Here is a 15,539-nt window from a genome sequence, read left to right as displayed (position 1 = left end):
TCACCTCCTTTCTGGAGTCCAGCGATCACGGAGAGGGGACGGCATTCGCCGTGCTGTTGGACAGCGAAGCGATTTGACTGTCCCGCGCGGACTGCTGCAGCAAAGCGCTGGCCATTGCCGGCGGCAACGCCTGAAGGATGGGCCCGGACGCGTCCGGGCTTAGCGATTCAATGGCCCACGCCGCTTGAGATGCCGGCATGTGTTCAAGCACCTGCGCTGCAGCCGACGGATCCATCTGGGCGAGGACCTTCGCCTCCGCCGCGCCCTGCTTCTGCCCGCTGGAGATGGAGGATAACTCAGCGCGCAAGCTCTTCACCTGGTTCTGCAGCGAGGCAACCTGTTGGCGCGATGCCGACAGCTGTTGATTCAGTGAAGTCACTTGAGATTCGAGCGATTGGATCTGCGAACGCTCAATGGCGATAGTCTGCCGCAGCGCTGCATCTTGGGCAGAGGACGGCTGTGACCCTTTGCCCCTGAACAGGTGTTGGAGGTCTTGCCACACAGGAACCCCCAGGACGACGAGCACGGCCGCGATGGCAGCGGCGGCGACGACCAGCGGCACGAACACCAAGAGGACGATGGTGACGATTCTCCGGCCCACCCCTGGCTTCCCGTCATCGAGCGCCGGTCCGGCCGAATCGCCCAGGCCGTCCGCTTCGCGAGGTGCCCGGCCTGATGTCCGTTGCGGTTCGCGGGCTGCGCCCCGCGGCGTTCCCTCCAACTTGGTCCGCGCACTCACCGAAGATCGCTTGGCTTCCATGAACGTCGTGCCCCCCGCATGATGGCGTATTCGTCCAACTCGGCCTGCCACGCTCGTTCCTCACGGTTTCTCTTGGCGTTGTCGAGGCGCGCTCGCAAGGACTTCCACATCTCGGCCTCACCGTACCGCGCCTGAAGTTCACGCCGCTTTCGTTCTACATCGTCTGCGCTCGCTTCCCATTCGGCTGTCAACCGGCTCTCCAATTGCTCCAGATAGCTCGCAAACGCCCCCACAACGCTCCATTCTCGCGCCTCGCGGAGGTTCGATGCCGCCGCGAGCGCTTGGAAGAGGCGCGCTTCCGTCTCCTTCAGTCGATCCGCGACCTCGCTCTCTACCCTGACCGAGGTCGCGTACTCTCGCTCGGCGATGGCTCGCCTCTTGGAACAAATCGCCTCGTATCGCTTCGCCAACCGGTGAATGGAGTTGTTCATTCCCGATCCCCCGCGAGGTTCAACAACTGCGCGACAGCTTGTTCAAACGCAACCGTCTCCTTCTTTTGTTGCCGAAGAAACTCGAGGATCTCCGGCATGCGCCGGATGGCCTCATCCACCGCCGGATCCGTACCCTCGCGGTACGCGCCAATGCGGAGCAGGTCCTCGATCTCGCCATACCGCGCCATCCATTCCCGCACGCGCTCCGCCGCTCGACGGTGATCGTCCTTGGCGATGGACGGAAACAGACGCGAAAGACTCTGAAGGACGTCGATGGCGGGAAACTGACCTCGATTGGCGAGCGAGCGCGAAAGCACGATATGTCCATCCAGGATGCCTCGCACCGCGTCGGCGATGGGGTCGTTGAGATCATCGCCCTCCACCAAGACCGTGTACACGGCCGTAATGGCGCCCACGGGTCCCGGTCCTGTGCGCTCGAGAAGGACAGGGAGCTTCGCAAACACGCTCGGCGTGTACCCTCGAGACGAAGGAGGCTCTCCCATGGCGAGCCCCACCTCGCGCTCCGCCATCGCGAAACGCGTGAGCGAGTCCATCATGAGCGTCACGTGCATCCCTTCGTCGCGAAAATGTTCGGCAATAGCTGTAGCCACGAAGGCCGCCTTGCTTCGGACGTAGGCCGGCTCATCCGAGGTGGAGACGATCACGACGCTTCGCCTCATCCCCTCTTCGCCGAGATCGTCCTCCAAGAACTCTCTCACCTCTCGGCCCCGCTCGCCGACGAGCGCGATGACGTGCACGTCCGCACGGCCGCCGCGGGCCATCATGCTGAGGAGCGTACTTTTGCCCACGCCGCTTCCCGCGAACAGACCGACGCGCTGGCCTCGGCCAATGGTGAGCAGCGCGTCGATGGCGCGCACCCCCGTGGCGTAAGGCGACCGGATGCGCCCCCGCCGAAGCGGAGAGATGGCCGGCGCATCCACGGTCCGCCACACGAGCGGCCCTTCCAAGGGGCCTCGGTCATCGATGGGCTCCCCGAGCCCGTTCAACACCCGGCCGACCAAGCCAGGCCCGCAACGAATGCGAAACTGTCTCTCCAGAAAGCGAACCGGCGTTCCGGGCGACACGTCAGGCAGAGGCCCCAGAGGGACCACATAGAGACGCCCTTCGTGAAATCCGATGACCTCGCCCAGCCCTTCCGACGCGTCCCGACCCAGCGCACACAGTTCGCCGAGGGACGCTGTCGGCCCCGCGACCTCGAGCGTATGGCCAATGACGCGCATCACGCGCCCCGCGCGGCGTACGAACTGCCTCCGCTCCACCTCCCGAATCGCCTCGGCCACCCAACTCGAATCACGCGCCATGAGGCCCCTCCTCCGCGAGTTCGGCAAGCACGCGAGATAACTCGTTCAGACGGACCTCCACCCGCGCGTCGATCTCGACGGCGTCCGCCGCAATCACGCAGTCCCCTCGTGCGAGCGAAACGTCGGGCACCACCTGAATGGCGACGGCCCCGCCGTGCCGCAGCGAGATCTGCGGTGAGGCTTCGCGCACCGACTCGCAGTCGTCGGGATGCACACGCACGTACACCGTGGATGCCGCCACGACCTGCCCGAGAAGCTCGTCCACGAGTGTGGCGACGTCCGCAGGCGATAGCGCCAGTTCGCGCTGCAAGAGCCGGCGCGCAGCCGCCATGACGAGGTCGACCATCGGTTTGCGCTGCTCCTGGATCCAGCGGATGTGATCCTCGCGAAGCTCCTGCGCGAGCGCGTCCATCTTTGCCTGTAGCCGCGACTTCTCCTCCGCAAGTTCCAACCGCGCCGCGCGGCGCCCCTCCTCCATGCCCCGCTCGCGTGCCTCCTGCTCGGCCGCCTGTGCGCGCCGCTCCATCTCCAGCCGCGCCTCATCCAGGATGGAAGCCGCCCTTTCCATCGCCTCGGCAATGATCTGCTGGGCCTTCCGCTCCGCATCCGCCAGAATGCGCTCTGCCAACAGCGGCCATGCGGCTTCTTCCGAGGGCACGCTGGGAGCAGCGCTCGCAGCATCCAACTTCGCTTCCGGCGCAACCGCCTGCGAGAAAGCTGGAATCGGAACAACATCGTCGAATGGCGCGATTCGACCTCGCTTGACGACGCTAGACAATGATGTCGTCCCCTCCTCCGCGCGAAACGACAATTTCGCCGAGATCCTCGAGATGGCGGATCACACCGACGATGCGCTGTTGAGCGTCCTCCACATCGCGAAGCCGGACGGGGCCCATGTACTCCATATCCTCTTTGAACTGCTCCGCCATGCGTTTGGACATGTTATTGAAGATGACCTCCTTGACGTCGTCCCTCGCGACGCGAAGCGCGAGCTGGAGATCTCTCGCATCCACCTCGCGAATGACGCGCTGGATGGCCTTCGAATCGAGGAAAATGATGTCCTCGAAGACAAACATTCGTTTCTTGATCTCGTCGACGAGTTCTGGATCCCGTTTGGCCAGCTCCTCGAGAATGGTTTTCTCCGTGGCGCGATCCACGCCATTCAGGATCTCGACGATCGCCTCGATGCCGCCGGCCTGCTGGTTATCCACGCTCGTCATGGTGGACAGTTTGCTCTCCAAAATCTCTTCCACCTCCGCCACGACGTCAGGCGAGGTGCCTTTCATCGTGGCGATCCGCCGCGCCACTTCCGCCTGGAGATCAGAGGGCAAGGCCGAGAGGATAGCCGCAGCTTGACTGGGCTCCAAGTACGCGAGCACCAGCGCAATCGTCTGAGGGTGTTCATCCTGCAAAAAACTCAAAATCTGACTCGGATCGGCCTTGCGCGCAAAGTGAAAAGGCCGAACCTGGAGAGACGACGTCAGCCTGGCAAGCACCTCCTGCGCTCCCTGTGCGCCGAGCGCCCGCTCCAACACCTCGCGCGCATAGTCGATCCCGCCTGTCTGAATGTAGTCCCGAGCCATGGCGAGATCGCGAAATTCCTCGAGAATCGCTTCCCGCTGTTCCATCCCGACCTTGTTCACGTTGGCAATCTCGAACGTGAGTTGCTCCACCTCTTCCGGCGACAAGCGCTTCATGACCTGCGCGGCCACGTCCTGGCCGAGCGCAATCATGAGCACCGCAGCCTTCTGCCTCCCGGTCAACGACGACCGCCGCTGCACACCCATCGCCTCCAGTCTCTCTGTACGGACCTCATTCGGACAGCCAGGTCCTCAGCAAGCTCGCGAAGTCGTCCGGTCGATGCTGTGCCAGATGGATGAGCTGATTGCGCAGGACCTCCTCCTGCGTCAGCGGCAGCTCCTCGAGCGGCTGCTCGAACGTTTCACCCGCTGGGATTTCAATCACCTCGCCGGAAGGCTGCCGACGACGGCGGAAGACCAGATACCCCACCACAACCAAGGCCGCAAGCAACAGCCCTCCAAGCGCAAACACCCATGTCCGCCCGCCGGGCGCCGCAGGAACAGCCTGCATCGGATTCGCGAACGGAACGGCCGAGACACTCACGACGTTCTTGCCCTGGGTCGGCGTGGATCCCAACACGCTGAGCACAAAATTGCGAATCTGCGCCTCGACGGCCGGCGTAATGCTCTTGTCGTTGCTGTTGAGTAAGACACCGACCGAGTAGCCGAGGACTTGCATCGGATCCGCAGTCGTCTGCTGATTTTGATAGCTGTACGCGTAGTTCGTGATGGTGTTAGACGACGTGGAGTTCGTCGCTCCCCCTCCCGCCGCCGCATAGGTGCTGTTCAGATTGGGATTGCTCCCGGCCTGGCCCGCCGCGCCCCCGGGCGATCCGCTCGAGGACTGGGATTTCTGGACCTCTTGGCTCGTGATAAATCCGGTGTTCGATCCCGGAGCATTGATGAGCGTGTGCGTGGTGGTCTGCGTCTGGTTGAACGTCACGTTCGCGTGCACCACCACCACGGCGTTCTGGGCCCCCACAATCTGCTGCAATCCAGAGATGAGTGTCTGCTGCAGATCGTTTTCGAGCTTTTCTCTCATCGCGAGTTCTGACGCCGCCGAACCCACCGGACTGGATGAGTTGTTTTGGGTCACGTCGCTCGACAGCACATTGCCGTACTGGTCCACGACCGTCACATTGCCGACCGTGAGCCCAGGCACGGAGTGCGCCACAAGCTGCTGAATGCCGTACACCTGCGCGGACGACAACTGCACACCCGGGCCGAGATCGACGAAAACCGAAGCCTTGGCATCGGTCGTCGGCTGTGTCACGAACAACTGCTGCTGCGGCATGACGATATGCACTTGCGCGGATTCGACGCCATTGATGTCGCTGATGGTCGCCGACAGACTCTGCTGCAGCGCGTTCAACACCTGCAGGTTGAACTCGTCCTGCGTCTCACCAAGCGAGGTCGTGATCCCCGAATACGCGTCGTAACCGCTTTGGGGCAGCCCCGCCATCGCCAGTTGGATGCGCGCCTCGTCCGCGTATCGCGCAGGCACAAGCACCGCCGTACCCTGAATCTCGTTGGGAATCTTCAAGGTGTCTAGCTCTTGCTGAACCTGGCCAAGGGACTTGTCATCCAAACCCTCCATGATGGTCACGTAGTGCGGCCGTGTCGCCGCAAACACCACCACCAGAAGGGCTGCCAGAAGCGCGGACGCGGCGATGATCACATTTCGGCGCGATCGCGCTGGAAGCCCCGCCCATTTCCCCCGAGCCTGGGTCCAGATGTTTCGCAGGGCTTCGTTCAACGCATCTCACCCTATCCCCCTCGTAGTAGGTTAAATCTGCATGTTCATCAACGTGGTGTACGCCTGTTGCACGCGGGTGGCGGTTTGAGACAAAAGGTCTACCGCAAGCGAAGCCTGGGTCTCGGCAATCATCAGATCCGCCGTGGACACGGGGCCGCCGCTCGCGTATTCCACCGCCAGGTTGTCCGCGCGAGCGGCCACCTGGTTGACCTCGTCGAGCGCCTTTCCAAGATAGTCGGAGAAACTTAGACCGCCCGAAAAACCATTCCCCGTAGACGCTGTGGCGCCCGCACTGGGTGTCAAAGCAGATGACACGGGCACAACCATACTCCTTCACCTCACTTGCCGATTCCTAGCGCCGTCACGGCCATCTGTTTGGCCGCGTCAAAGGCCGTGGCGTTCGCCTGATAGGCGCGCGTCGCCTGAATCAAGTCGACCATCTGCGTGGTTAGGTTGACGTTCGAGGTCTCCACGTAGCCGTTCACGGCGTCCGGATTGGACGGATCGTAAATCAGCTGGAACGGACTCGTGTCCTGTGTGATGCTTGTCACCTCAACGCCTCCACCCACCCCTTGGACAGCCTGTCCCAGGGCCGTTTGAAAGGACACGTCATTTTCCACGGGCGAAAAATTGACGATCTCGGCGCGATAAGGTCCCCCCTGCGGAGTGCGGGTGGTATTCACGTTCGCGATATTGTTGGCGATCACGTTGAGCCACAATTGATTCGCCGCAAGTCCGCTCGCCGAGATGTTCATGCTCGTGTTGTCAAACATGGACCTCAGCTCCCCATGATGGCCGTGCGCAGCCGATCCAGTCGGTCCGAGATGTCCTGCACCAGGGTGTCGTACCTCACCTGATTTTCAGCCATCAAGACCATTTCTTCCGTAATGTCCACGTTGTTACCATTGCTGTTCACGGTTGTGGACGTATCGGTGTACACCTGGGGAACGATATTCGGCAACGTGCTCAGATCGTATTTCGGCTCTTCCTCCCCGATGGGGATCTGCGCCTCGCCGAGCGCGCCACTCGTTCCACTCCCCAGCGCACTTTGAAGCAGCGTCTCAAACGCCACATCCTGGCGCTTATAGCCGGGCGTCCCGGCGTTCGCGATGTTATTTGCGTACACCGCCTGCCGGAGCGTCGAGGCGTCGAGAGCGCTCTGCAACAGCTCGAAAACCGTCATGGCCTGGGCTCTCCCCCGACAAAATTCGACGAACTTCAGGTCGAAACTACAAATTCGTCGAATCCGACCGGAATCCTGCTAGAAGCAGTTAAGTTTTTCTTATGAATCGAGCTCAGAGGTCCGTCAGCGGTTGCACAACCATCAAAAGCAAAGAAAAAAAGGATGACCTCGGAATCGAGGCCATCCGTTTGGGGCGTTATGGAACTTCCATGGCACTTCAAAGAATGAACTGACTCAGATCCCGGTTTTGCACGATATCGCCGAGCTTTTCGTCGACGTACGCCCGTGTAATTTTGATTTCACCGAGGTGAATCTCGGGCGCCTCAAACGAAAGATCTTCGAGCACCTTCTCCACCAACGTGTGAAGGCGGCGCGCACCGATGTTCTCTGTCTCCTCGTTGACCTTCTGCGCCATCTCTGCGATTCGCTCGATGGCCTCGTCGGTAAACTCCACGCGAACTCCTTCTGTTTCGAGGAGCGCAGTGTATTGCTTGATGAGCGAATTCTCAGGTTCTCGCAAGATGCGAACGAAATCCTCCTTGGTCAAAGGTTCAAGCTCCACGCGGATGGGGAAGCGGCCCTGGAGCTCGGGAATGAGATCGGACGGTTTCGCGACATGGAAGGCGCCCGCGCCAATGAACAGCATGTAATCCGTCTTCACCGCGCCGTACTTGGTCGAGACCGTCGACCCCTCGACAATGGGCAGGATGTCTCGCTGCACGCCCTCCCGGGAGACGTCCGGTCCGTGCGTTTCGCGTCCCGCGATTTTGTCCATCTCGTCGATGAAAATGATCCCGTGATTTTCCGCGCGGTAGATGGCCTCAGCCGTCACCGCATCCATATCAATCAGCTTTTGCGCTTCTTCCTGCGTGAGCACCTTGCGAGCCTCGCGAACGGTCATTTTGCGCTTCTTTGTGGATTTCGGCAACAAGTTCCCGAGCATCTCCTGCAGATTTCCGAGGCTTTCCGCACCCATTCCCGGGATGAATCCGAGCGCCATAGGACCCGCCTGCTCCTCGACGTCGACCTCCACGTAGTGATCCTCAAGCGCCCCCATGAGCAGTTTCTGCTTGACGCGGCGGCGCTCCTCGCGTATCTGGTCCGACGAAGGCTCCTGCGGCCGCTCCGACGCGAATCCCCCGCTGAACAGCATTTCGAACGGATTTCTCGCGCGCGATCTCGCCCCCGGATCGGGCACCAGCGCTTCGACGATCCGGTCGTTCGCGCGAGCCTCCGCTTCACTCTTCACGCGCTCCGCGTGCTCCGCCTTCACCATTCGAACCGCCGTCTCCACGAGGTCCCGCACCATGGATTCCACGTCCCGGCCGACGTAGCCCACCTCGGTAAACTTGGTGGCCTCCACTTTGATGAAAGGCGCACCCACGAGCTTGCTCAGCCTGCGCGCAATCTCCGTCTTGCCCACGCCCGTGGGCCCAATCATGAGGATGTTCTTCGGCGTCACCTCGGCTTGCATTTCTGGCGACAGCTTCGAACGGCGATACCGGTTTCTCAGCGCAATGGCGACCGCTCGCTTCGCCTTCTTTTGGCCCACAATATACCGATCGAGGTACTCGACGATCTCCCTCGGTGTTAACTCTCGCTCGCTGGGCATGGCCATCCCCCTATACCCCAACAGTCTCCAGAACGATTTGATCGTTCGTATATACACAAATTTCGGAGGCAATGAGAAGAGCCTGCTTCGCGATCTCGGCAGGCTCGAGTTCCGTATTCCGGGCCAACGCCCGACCCGCCGCGAGCGCGTATCCGCCCCCGGACCCGATGGCGCAGATCCCGTCGTCCGGCTGGATGACCTCGCCGCCTCCCGACACGATCAGGAGGTCACGCGCGTCCATGACGACGAGCATGGCTTCGAGCTTCTGGAGGATCTTGTCGGATCGCCATACTTTCGCAAGTTCCACAGCAGCCCTCGGAAGGTTGCCCTGGAATTCCTCCAATTTTTCTCAAACCTCTCAAACAACGTGAAGGCGTCCGCGACGGAGCCGGCGAATCCGGCCACGATGCGATCGTGATAAAGCCGTCTTACCTTGCGGGCGCCGTGCTTCATGACCATGCTGTTGCCAAAGGTCACCTGGCCATCGCCCGCCATCGCGCCGCGCCCGTCGCGCAGCATAGCAAAAATCGTCGTACCGTGCATCTCATATCCCATCGTCGTTCGACTCCCGTCCTTGTGTCCCTCGGCGTGCGCGGGGATGCGCTGCGTAGTACGCCCGAGCCAACTGCTCACGGCTCGTGTGTGTGTAAATCTGTGTGCTCGTGAGGCTTGCGTGCCCCAACAACTCCTGGACGCTCCGGAGGTCCGCTCCTCCGTTTAGCATGTGTGTCGCGAATGAGTGCCGAAGGCCGTGCACGTGAATAGAGCGGAGTCCGGGAACTTCCTGAATCCGTCGCTCCAACACGCGCCGCACACTTCGGTCCGTCAGGCGTCCGCCACGGCGATTGATGAACACCGCAGAGCAGCGCGCCATCCGATCGCGAAGCGGAAGATAGCGCAAAAGCGCCTCGACGGCCCGCCGCCCGACCATCACGTACCGTTCTCGCCCCCCTTTGCCTAGGACGCGCGCAAAACCGGCCGACAGGTCGAGATCGCCGATATCCAACTGAACACATTCGCTTACGCGCACGCCTGTCGCGTAGAGAAACTCCAACAGCGCTCGATCCCGCAGGGCCAAAAAATCGTCGCCCGCGACATGATCGAGGAGCGCCGCCACTTCTTCCTCGTGCAGATAGCGCGGAAGTCGCCTGTCCTGCTTAGGTAGGCGAACCTGTTCAGCCATCACCTGCCGCACCCAGCCCCGCTCCGCACAGAACCGCAAGAACGTGCGGAGACATGAAAGCCGCCTCGCCACGCTTGATTTGGCTGCCCCTTTCATCAGCAGATCGCTCGCGTGCATGCGCACATCGCGAGTGGAAAGGGCGTCCAGATGGTGGACGCCGCGGCCGGCGAGCCATTGGCGGAAAGCCTCAAGGTCTTGCCGGTAACTGCGCACGGTTCGCGGGCTGAAACGAAGTTCCGCATCGTCCAGAAAAGCTCGTACCGCATCCTCGACAGGCGGCGTCACACGCGCTGCAGCTCCCTACTGAAAACCCGGAGATCCTCCAGCGCTCGCTCCGCATAGCGCTCGTAGCGAGCCTTTTTGTCTTTGACCGGCGGATCGAGCGGCGGAAAGATGCCAAAGGTGGCATTCATGGGCTGAAACCCTTGCGGCGACGCATGGGTGATGTAATGCGCCAAGCTGCCCATGGAGGTCGTCGGAGGGAAGACGAGTGCGTCCTGCCCGGCCGCCACCCGAGCCGCGTTGATGCCCGCGATGAGGCCGGAGGCTGCGGATTCCACGTACCCCTCGACGCCCGTCATCTGACCGGCAAAAAACAGCGTCGGACGCGCCTTGGCCTGATACGTGGGCAGAAGCGCAACCGGGCTGTTGATATACGTATTCCGGTGCATGACCCCGTATCGCACAAACTCCGCTTGTTCAAGCCCGGGGATCATCCGGAACACGCGTTTCTGCTCGCCCCACTTCAGGTGCGTTTGAAAACCCACCATGTTGTACAGCGTGGCGGCGGCGTTGTCCTGCCGAAGCTGGACGACCGCGAATGGACGCCTGCCCGTCCTCGGATCGCGAAGACCTACTGGCTTCATGGGGCCGAACAGGAGGGTTTGCTTTCCGCGCTTCGCCAGCGCCTCGATAGGCATGCAACCCTCAAAATACCGTTCCTCTTCGAAGTCCTTGAGTTCGGCGCACTCCGCGTGGACGAGCGCGTCGTAGAACGCCTCAAACTCCTCCTCGGTCATCGGACAGTTGATGTACGCCGCATCTCCTTGATCATATCTCGACTGAAAAAAGACCTTCGACATGTCGATGGATTCCTTGGTGACAATCGGCGCCGCAGCATCGTAGAAGTAAAGTTCTCCGTGCCCCACCAGGCGGCGGATATCCTCCGACAGCGCCGGAGACGTGAGAGGCCCGGTCGCAACCACGACGACGCCGTCCTTCGGGATCTCGGTGACTTCTTCGCGAACGACGGTGATGTTCGGATGCTGCGAAACGAGTTCTGTTACGCGTTGCGAAAAGCTGTCGCGATCGACGGCAAGCGCATTGCCGGCCGGAACCGCGTGAGCATCCGCGGCCCGCATGATGACGGAATCGAGCCTGCGCATCTCTTCCTTCAGCAGCCCCACCGCGTTCGTGATGCTGTTGGACCGCAAGGAATTCGTGCACACCAACTCCGCGAACCGATCGGTGTGATGCGCAGGTGTCATCTGAACCGGCCGCATCTCATACAGCGTGACCTTGGCGCCCCGATTCGCAGCCTGCCACGCAGCCTCCGAACCCGCGAGCCCTGCGCCGATGACCGTGACATGAGTCATGTCGTCACCCCCTCATTTTGCCTGTGCCTCGGTCGCCACCATTGGATGAGCCTTTTCGTTGCTGCACACCACCACGGTCTTTCCCTTCCCGCCCTTTTCGACCATCGGATGCCCGCAGACCGGGCACACCTGACCCGTTGGGCGCTGCCAAAGCACGTAATCACACTCGGGATACCCGCTGCAGCCGTAGAACACTTTTCTCGACTTGCCTCGACGTTCCACAAGCGGTTTCCCGCACTTTGGGCAGGAGACCGAAATTTCTTTCAGCACCGGCTTGGTGTTTCGACACTCGGGGAAACCTGGACACGCGAGAAACTTCCCATACTTGCCCGTTTTGTAGACCATCAGGCGGCCGCACTTTTCACACCGCACGTCCGAAACCTCTTCCTTCAATTCCACGTGCCCCAGTGCGCTTTCCGCCTTCTTTAAATCCTTCTCAAAGTCATGATAAAACTGATCGAGCAGCTCGATCCAGTTCGCATGACCCTCCTCGACCTTGTCTAGTCGACTTTCCATGTCGGCGGTGAAGGACACGTCGATGAGTTGGGGAAAGTGTTCCTTCAGGATGTTCACCACAATTTCCCCGAGTTCCGTTGGGACAAATCGCTTTTGATCAAGCGTTACGTACCCGCGCTTCAACAGGATGTCGATGGTCGGCGCGTACGTGCTCGGCCGACCAATCCCCAGTTCTTCCATGGCTTTGACGAGCGACGACTCCGTGTAGCGCGGCGGCGGCTGCGTAAAATGCTGCTCGGGTTTCCAGGTCTTCACCTGGACCACATCACCCTCTTCGAGGGGAGGGAGCAGTTTCCCTTCCTCTTCTTCGCTCTCGTCGTCGCGCCCCTCGGTGTAAAGCGCCATGAATCCAGGAAACCGGACGACGGAACCGGTCGCGCGAAACCACGCACCGTTTGCCTCGAGATCGACCGACGTTGTGTCGAGAATGGCCGACTCCATCTGACTCGCGACGAATCGTTCCCAGATGAGCTTGTACAGGCGATACTGATCGCGCGACAGGTGATCCTTCAGCCGGTCCGGATGCCGCATCACTGACGTGGGGCGAATCGCCTCGTGCGCGTCTTGTGCGTCTTCGTTTTTTGCATATTGCCGCGGCCGATCCGGCACGTAATCCTCGCCAAACGATTGCCGAATATAAGCTCTCGCTTCTTCCTGCGCGGATTGCGCGATGCGCGTCGAATCCGTTCGCATGTAGGTGATGAGACCGACCGTGCCTTCGCCCGGCACATCCAGCCCTTCGTATAACTGCTGCGCAATTTGCATGGTCTTGTACGCTCGGAACCCGAGTTTTCGTGCCGCCTCTTGTTGGAGACTGCTCGTCGTGAACGGCGCAGCGGGATTTCGCTTCCGTTCGGATTTCCTGACCCGACGCACGACCAGTGAATGGCCTTCCACACGGGCCAACAGTTCGCGCACGGCCTCTTCGTTCGGAAGCGGTGTCTTTTCCTCACCATAACCATGAAAGCGAGCGACGAGCTTCTTTCCGTGTACTTGGCCGTGGGCGTCGACAGTCCAGTATTCCTCAGGCTGAAACGCTCGAATTTCGTTTTCGCGGTCGACAATGAGCCTCAGCGCCACTGACTGCACGCGGCCTGCCGAGAGGCCCTTTTTCACCTTTCGCCACAGCAACGGACTCAGCTTGTAGCCTACAAGACGATCCAGAATGCGCCGCGTTTGTTGCGCGTTCACGAGATCCAGGTTGATCTTCCTCGGATGTTGAAACGCCTGTTTGACTGCGTCCTTCGTGATCTCGTGAAACACGACGCGACAGTCATCGTCAGGATTGAGATCGAGCAGATGTTGCAGGTGCCAAGCGATGGCTTCCCCTTCGCGATCAGGGTCCGCCGCGAGATAGACCTTTTTCGCCTTCTTACTCGCCTCGCGGAGCGCCTTGATGACATCGCCCTTCCCGCGGATGGTAATATATTTCGGTTCGAAACCATGTTCCACGTCGACGCCGAGTTGGCTCTTGGGCAAGTCTCGCACGTGGCCCATGGAGGCTTTCACTGTGTACTTGCTCCCCAGATACTTCCCAATCGTCTTCGCCTTGGCAGGCGACTCGACGATGACCAGATAGTCTGACACGCCACGATCCTCCATTCGTCGCAGCCTTGGCAAACCCTGTCCTTGGTTCAAACCATATTATCACCGGGATCCTTTCCTTTGCAAACGGTGGACGCGCCGTCCCTCACTTTGCGCAGCTTGCGTGCGCGCGCCGTTTCGTCCTGGACAGATGGAGCGAAAGTTCCAGTTGTGCTGTGCACTTCGTGAATGGTAACGTGAAGGCAAAGGCGGATCGCGCCGTCCATCCGTTGGCAAGGTGGTTCATATCCTTATGAAAATAGGTACGCACCATGGAAAGTTCCATGCCGATGAAGTATTCGCCGTCGCGATACTCAAAGCGATTTATCCAGACGCCCGCATCGTCCGCACCCGAAATAAATCGGTGCTGGCGCAATGCGATCTCGTCGTCGACGTCGGCGGTGGCCCTTACGATCACCACAGCGTCCAAAAGGTACATCGCCCGAACGGCATTCCCTACGCTTCCGCCGGCCTCATCTGGCGCGATTTTGGTGACCGATTTCTGGAATCCCTTGGTGTGGAGCGGGAAGAGGATCGAGCGCTGATATCCAGCAACATCGACGACAAACTCTTTCAGGCTATCGACGCGATCGACAACGGAATCGACCTAGAGCGGGACATGCGAATCAAGGGAATCTCGGAGCTCGTGAGCTCCTTCAATCCGCCGTGGAATTCGCAGGAGGACGAAAACCGAGCCTTCGAGCGAGCTTTAGACTTTGCTACGCAGATTCTCATGAACTACGCGAACCACGAGATCAGCCGAATTCAGGCGACGGAGATTGTGAAAGCGGCTTATGCGGCTCGCAAGGAGCCTGCGCTTTTGGTCTTGCCAACCTGTTGCCCCTGGACAGAAACTCTGCTCGAAATGGACCCCGCTGGCGAAGTGCTCTATGTCGCCTTTCCGGATAAGACCGGCCAATATCGCCTTCAGGTTGTGCCCAAAGGTCCCGGGACATTCGAAGCTCGCAAGCCTTTGCCGCACGAATGGGCGGGCAAAGAAGGCGAGGAGCTTGTATCCATTTGCGGCGTCGAAGATGCGGTGTTTTGCCACCCCGCGCGATTCATCGCGGGCGCAGAGACGCTGGACGGCATCCTGCAGATGGCGGAAGAAGCGTTGGCGGCCGAACCATCGAATCCCTGAGGCCGCGATGCAATCCGAAGAAAATGGAGAGCCAGAGTTCGGTGCTGAACCGAACCTGGCTCTTTTGGGCAACGTGTGCCGCTGCTCACTTCGCAAAGACGAGGTGACCAATCTTGCTAACCACAGGCTGACTCCAAACCCAGCTTCCAGAAGGCGTCTCGGAAGGATTGTAGAACACAAGCGCCCCTGGGACGACATCGTCACCGTTCAGGGCGTCGAGTGCAGCCTGGACATTCTGCGCGTCGGGTTGCGAATAGATATAACCGTTCGCGACACTTTCAAACTGATAGTGACCGTCGCTCACTTGAAAAACGACCTGCTGCACCGTGTTCCCGTATCCACCCGCTTGAATTCGATGCATGATGACGTCGCCGACAGCGATCTGCGCCTGAAGTGGCTCTCCTCCGGCTTCCGCGTGAATGACGTGCTCCAACCAGTAGAGTTCGCTGCTTGTCGCGGGGGTGGATGCGGCAACATGGGCCTGTGGGACGTGCGAAGATCGAGATGGGCCGACAGGCACACGGACCGTGGATCCAACCTGGAGATTCAAGGGATTCACGGCGGGATTGGCGGCTAACATTTCGCTGGTCGAAACGCCAAATCGCTTCCCAAGGAGAAACAGCGTGTCTCCTCGTTTGACCGTGACGTTTTCGACTTCGGGAACCTTTACGGAACTGCCGATCGGCAGATTCTGCGGGTTGACGTCCGGATTTGCGTCCTCCACAAGCTGCACAGGCAGGCCGTGCGAATGCGCAATCGTCCACAGCGACTGCCCTGGCTCTACGGTGACGGTCTCCGCAGAAGCGTTCGACACACTGAGTGCCGCGGTCGCGACCATGGCACACCCTGCGATCCAAGTTCGAAACGGCATGTCAT

At 60.4% G+C, this 15,539-nt stretch carries 15 protein-coding genes and 1 pseudogene; 1 reads left to right on the top strand and 15 read right to left on the bottom strand.

All coding sequences use genetic code 11. The features are described 5' to 3' along the window. Positions 1 to 25: 25 nt before the first annotated feature. From TC41_RS06130 to topA, 14 genes and pseudogenes are all read right to left on the bottom strand, one after another. Positions 26 to 760 carry a MotE family protein gene (locus TC41_RS06130; RefSeq protein ID WP_041695118.1) on the bottom strand — a complete coding sequence of 245 codons (735 nt, stop codon included), beginning with the start codon at positions 758 to 760 and terminating at the stop codon, positions 26 to 28. Next, the gene (locus TC41_RS06125) at positions 736 to 1,191 is read right to left on the bottom strand and encodes a hypothetical protein (protein ID WP_014464147.1); all 456 of its coding nucleotides are present in this window, start codon (positions 1,189 to 1,191) and stop codon (positions 736 to 738) included. Before TC41_RS06125 ends, TC41_RS06130 begins: the two co-directional genes overlap by 25 nt. Further along, positions 1,188 to 2,513: a FliI/YscN family ATPase gene (locus TC41_RS06120; protein ID WP_041695117.1), complete on the bottom strand. Its 1,326-nt coding sequence runs from the start codon at positions 2,511 to 2,513 to the stop codon at positions 1,188 to 1,190. Before TC41_RS06120 ends, TC41_RS06125 begins: the two co-directional genes overlap by 4 nt. Continuing rightward, a complete protein-coding gene (locus TC41_RS06115) occupies positions 2,503 to 3,291 on the bottom strand; it encodes a FliH/SctL family protein (protein ID WP_041695116.1) in 789 nt (262 codons plus the stop codon). Before TC41_RS06115 ends, TC41_RS06120 begins: the two co-directional genes overlap by 11 nt. Beyond that, the gene (gene fliG / locus TC41_RS06110; RefSeq protein WP_041695115.1) at positions 3,284 to 4,300 is read right to left on the bottom strand and encodes a flagellar motor switch protein FliG; all 1,017 of its coding nucleotides are present in this window, start codon (positions 4,298 to 4,300) and stop codon (positions 3,284 to 3,286) included. Before fliG ends, TC41_RS06115 begins: the two co-directional genes overlap by 8 nt. Positions 4,301 to 4,325: 25 nt before the next feature. Then, complete coding sequence (gene fliF / locus TC41_RS06105) at positions 4,326 to 5,849, bottom strand: flagellar basal-body MS-ring/collar protein FliF (RefSeq protein WP_014464143.1); 1,524 nt, start codon at positions 5,847 to 5,849, stop codon at positions 4,326 to 4,328. 30 nt (positions 5,850 to 5,879) lie between these two features. After that, complete coding sequence (locus TC41_RS06100; protein WP_014464142.1) at positions 5,880 to 6,176, bottom strand: flagellar hook-basal body complex protein FliE; 297 nt, start codon at positions 6,174 to 6,176, stop codon at positions 5,880 to 5,882. An 11-nt stretch (positions 6,177 to 6,187) separates the two neighbouring features. Beyond that, a complete protein-coding gene (gene flgC, locus TC41_RS06095; protein WP_014464141.1) occupies positions 6,188 to 6,622 on the bottom strand; it encodes a flagellar basal body rod protein FlgC in 435 nt (144 codons plus the stop codon). Between the two features lie 5 nt (positions 6,623 to 6,627). Then, positions 6,628 to 7,032: a flagellar basal body rod protein FlgB gene (gene flgB / locus TC41_RS06090; RefSeq protein WP_014464140.1), complete on the bottom strand. Its 405-nt coding sequence runs from the start codon at positions 7,030 to 7,032 to the stop codon at positions 6,628 to 6,630. Positions 7,033 to 7,249: 217 nt separating this feature from the next. Then, on the bottom strand, positions 7,250 to 8,644 hold the full coding sequence (gene hslU / locus TC41_RS06085; RefSeq protein WP_041695114.1) for an ATP-dependent protease ATPase subunit HslU: 1,395 nt from the start codon (positions 8,642 to 8,644) through the stop codon (positions 7,250 to 7,252). A 10-nt stretch (positions 8,645 to 8,654) separates the two neighbouring features. Further along, positions 8,655 to 9,199, bottom strand: a pseudogene (hslV, locus tag TC41_RS06080) (ATP-dependent protease subunit HslV). Continuing rightward, positions 9,189 to 10,112: a tyrosine recombinase XerC gene (locus tag TC41_RS06075; RefSeq protein ID WP_014464135.1), complete on the bottom strand. Its 924-nt coding sequence runs from the start codon at positions 10,110 to 10,112 to the stop codon at positions 9,189 to 9,191. Before TC41_RS06075 ends, hslV begins: the two are co-directional and overlap by 11 nt. After that, positions 10,109 to 11,422, bottom strand: coding sequence for a methylenetetrahydrofolate--tRNA-(uracil(54)-C(5))-methyltransferase (FADH(2)-oxidizing) TrmFO (gene trmFO / locus TC41_RS06070; RefSeq protein ID WP_014464134.1), 1,314 nt, complete (start codon positions 11,420 to 11,422; stop codon positions 10,109 to 10,111). The genes TC41_RS06075 and trmFO overlap by 4 nt, the downstream gene beginning before the upstream one ends. Positions 11,423 to 11,434: 12 nt before the next feature. After that, positions 11,435 to 13,525, bottom strand: coding sequence for a type I DNA topoisomerase (gene topA / locus TC41_RS06065; RefSeq protein ID WP_014464133.1), 2,091 nt, complete (start codon positions 13,523 to 13,525; stop codon positions 11,435 to 11,437). Positions 13,526 to 13,760: 235 nt separating this feature from the next. Here topA and TC41_RS06060 point away from each other — a divergent pair, with 235 nt between their 5' ends. Then, positions 13,761 to 14,663 (top strand): MYG1 family protein, encoded by a 903-nt coding sequence (locus TC41_RS06060; protein ID WP_237700046.1) that lies wholly within the window; start codon positions 13,761 to 13,763, stop codon positions 14,661 to 14,663. A gap of 85 nt (positions 14,664 to 14,748) precedes the next feature. Here the strand turns inward: TC41_RS06060 and TC41_RS06055 are convergent, their stop codons facing one another. Continuing rightward, positions 14,749 to 15,534 (bottom strand): cell wall hydrolase, encoded by a 786-nt coding sequence (locus tag TC41_RS06055; RefSeq protein ID WP_041695733.1) that lies wholly within the window; start codon positions 15,532 to 15,534, stop codon positions 14,749 to 14,751. Positions 15,535 to 15,539: the final 5 nt, after the last annotated feature.

Origin of the sequence: Alicyclobacillus acidocaldarius subsp. acidocaldarius Tc-4-1 (genome assembly GCF_000219875.1) — a bacterium.
Lineage (GTDB): Bacteria > Bacillota > Bacilli > Alicyclobacillales > Alicyclobacillaceae > Alicyclobacillus > Alicyclobacillus acidocaldarius_A.
This window is presented reverse-complemented; position numbering and strand designations above follow the sequence as displayed.

Excerpts from the sequence above, each read along its gene's own strand:
- TC41_RS06130 (WP_041695118.1), bottom strand. The coding sequence starts at position 760 with ATGGAAGCCAAGCGATCTTCGGTGAGTGCGCGGACCAAGTTGGAGGGA.
- TC41_RS06125 (WP_014464147.1), bottom strand. The coding sequence starts at position 1,191 with ATGAACAACTCCATTCACCGGTTGGCGAAGCGATACGAGGCGATTTGT.
- TC41_RS06120 (WP_041695117.1), bottom strand. The coding sequence starts at position 2,513 with ATGGCGCGTGATTCGAGTTGGGTGGCCGAGGCGATTCGGGAGGTGGAG.
- fliG (WP_041695115.1), bottom strand. The coding sequence starts at position 4,300 with ATGGGTGTGCAGCGGCGGTCGTCGTTGACCGGGAGGCAGAAGGCTGCG.
- TC41_RS06100 (WP_014464142.1), bottom strand. The coding sequence starts at position 6,176 with ATGGTTGTGCCCGTGTCATCTGCTTTGACACCCAGTGCGGGCGCCACA.
- flgC (WP_014464141.1), bottom strand. The coding sequence starts at position 6,622 with ATGTTTGACAACACGAGCATGAACATCTCGGCGAGCGGACTTGCGGCG.
- flgB (WP_014464140.1), bottom strand. The coding sequence starts at position 7,032 with ATGACGGTTTTCGAGCTGTTGCAGAGCGCTCTCGACGCCTCGACGCTC.
- hslU (WP_041695114.1), bottom strand. The coding sequence starts at position 8,644 with ATGCCCAGCGAGCGAGAGTTAACACCGAGGGAGATCGTCGAGTACCTC.
- trmFO (WP_014464134.1), bottom strand. The coding sequence starts at position 11,422 with ATGACTCATGTCACGGTCATCGGCGCAGGGCTCGCGGGTTCGGAGGCT.
- TC41_RS06055 (WP_041695733.1), bottom strand. The coding sequence starts at position 15,534 with ATGCCGTTTCGAACTTGGATCGCAGGGTGTGCCATGGTCGCGACCGCG.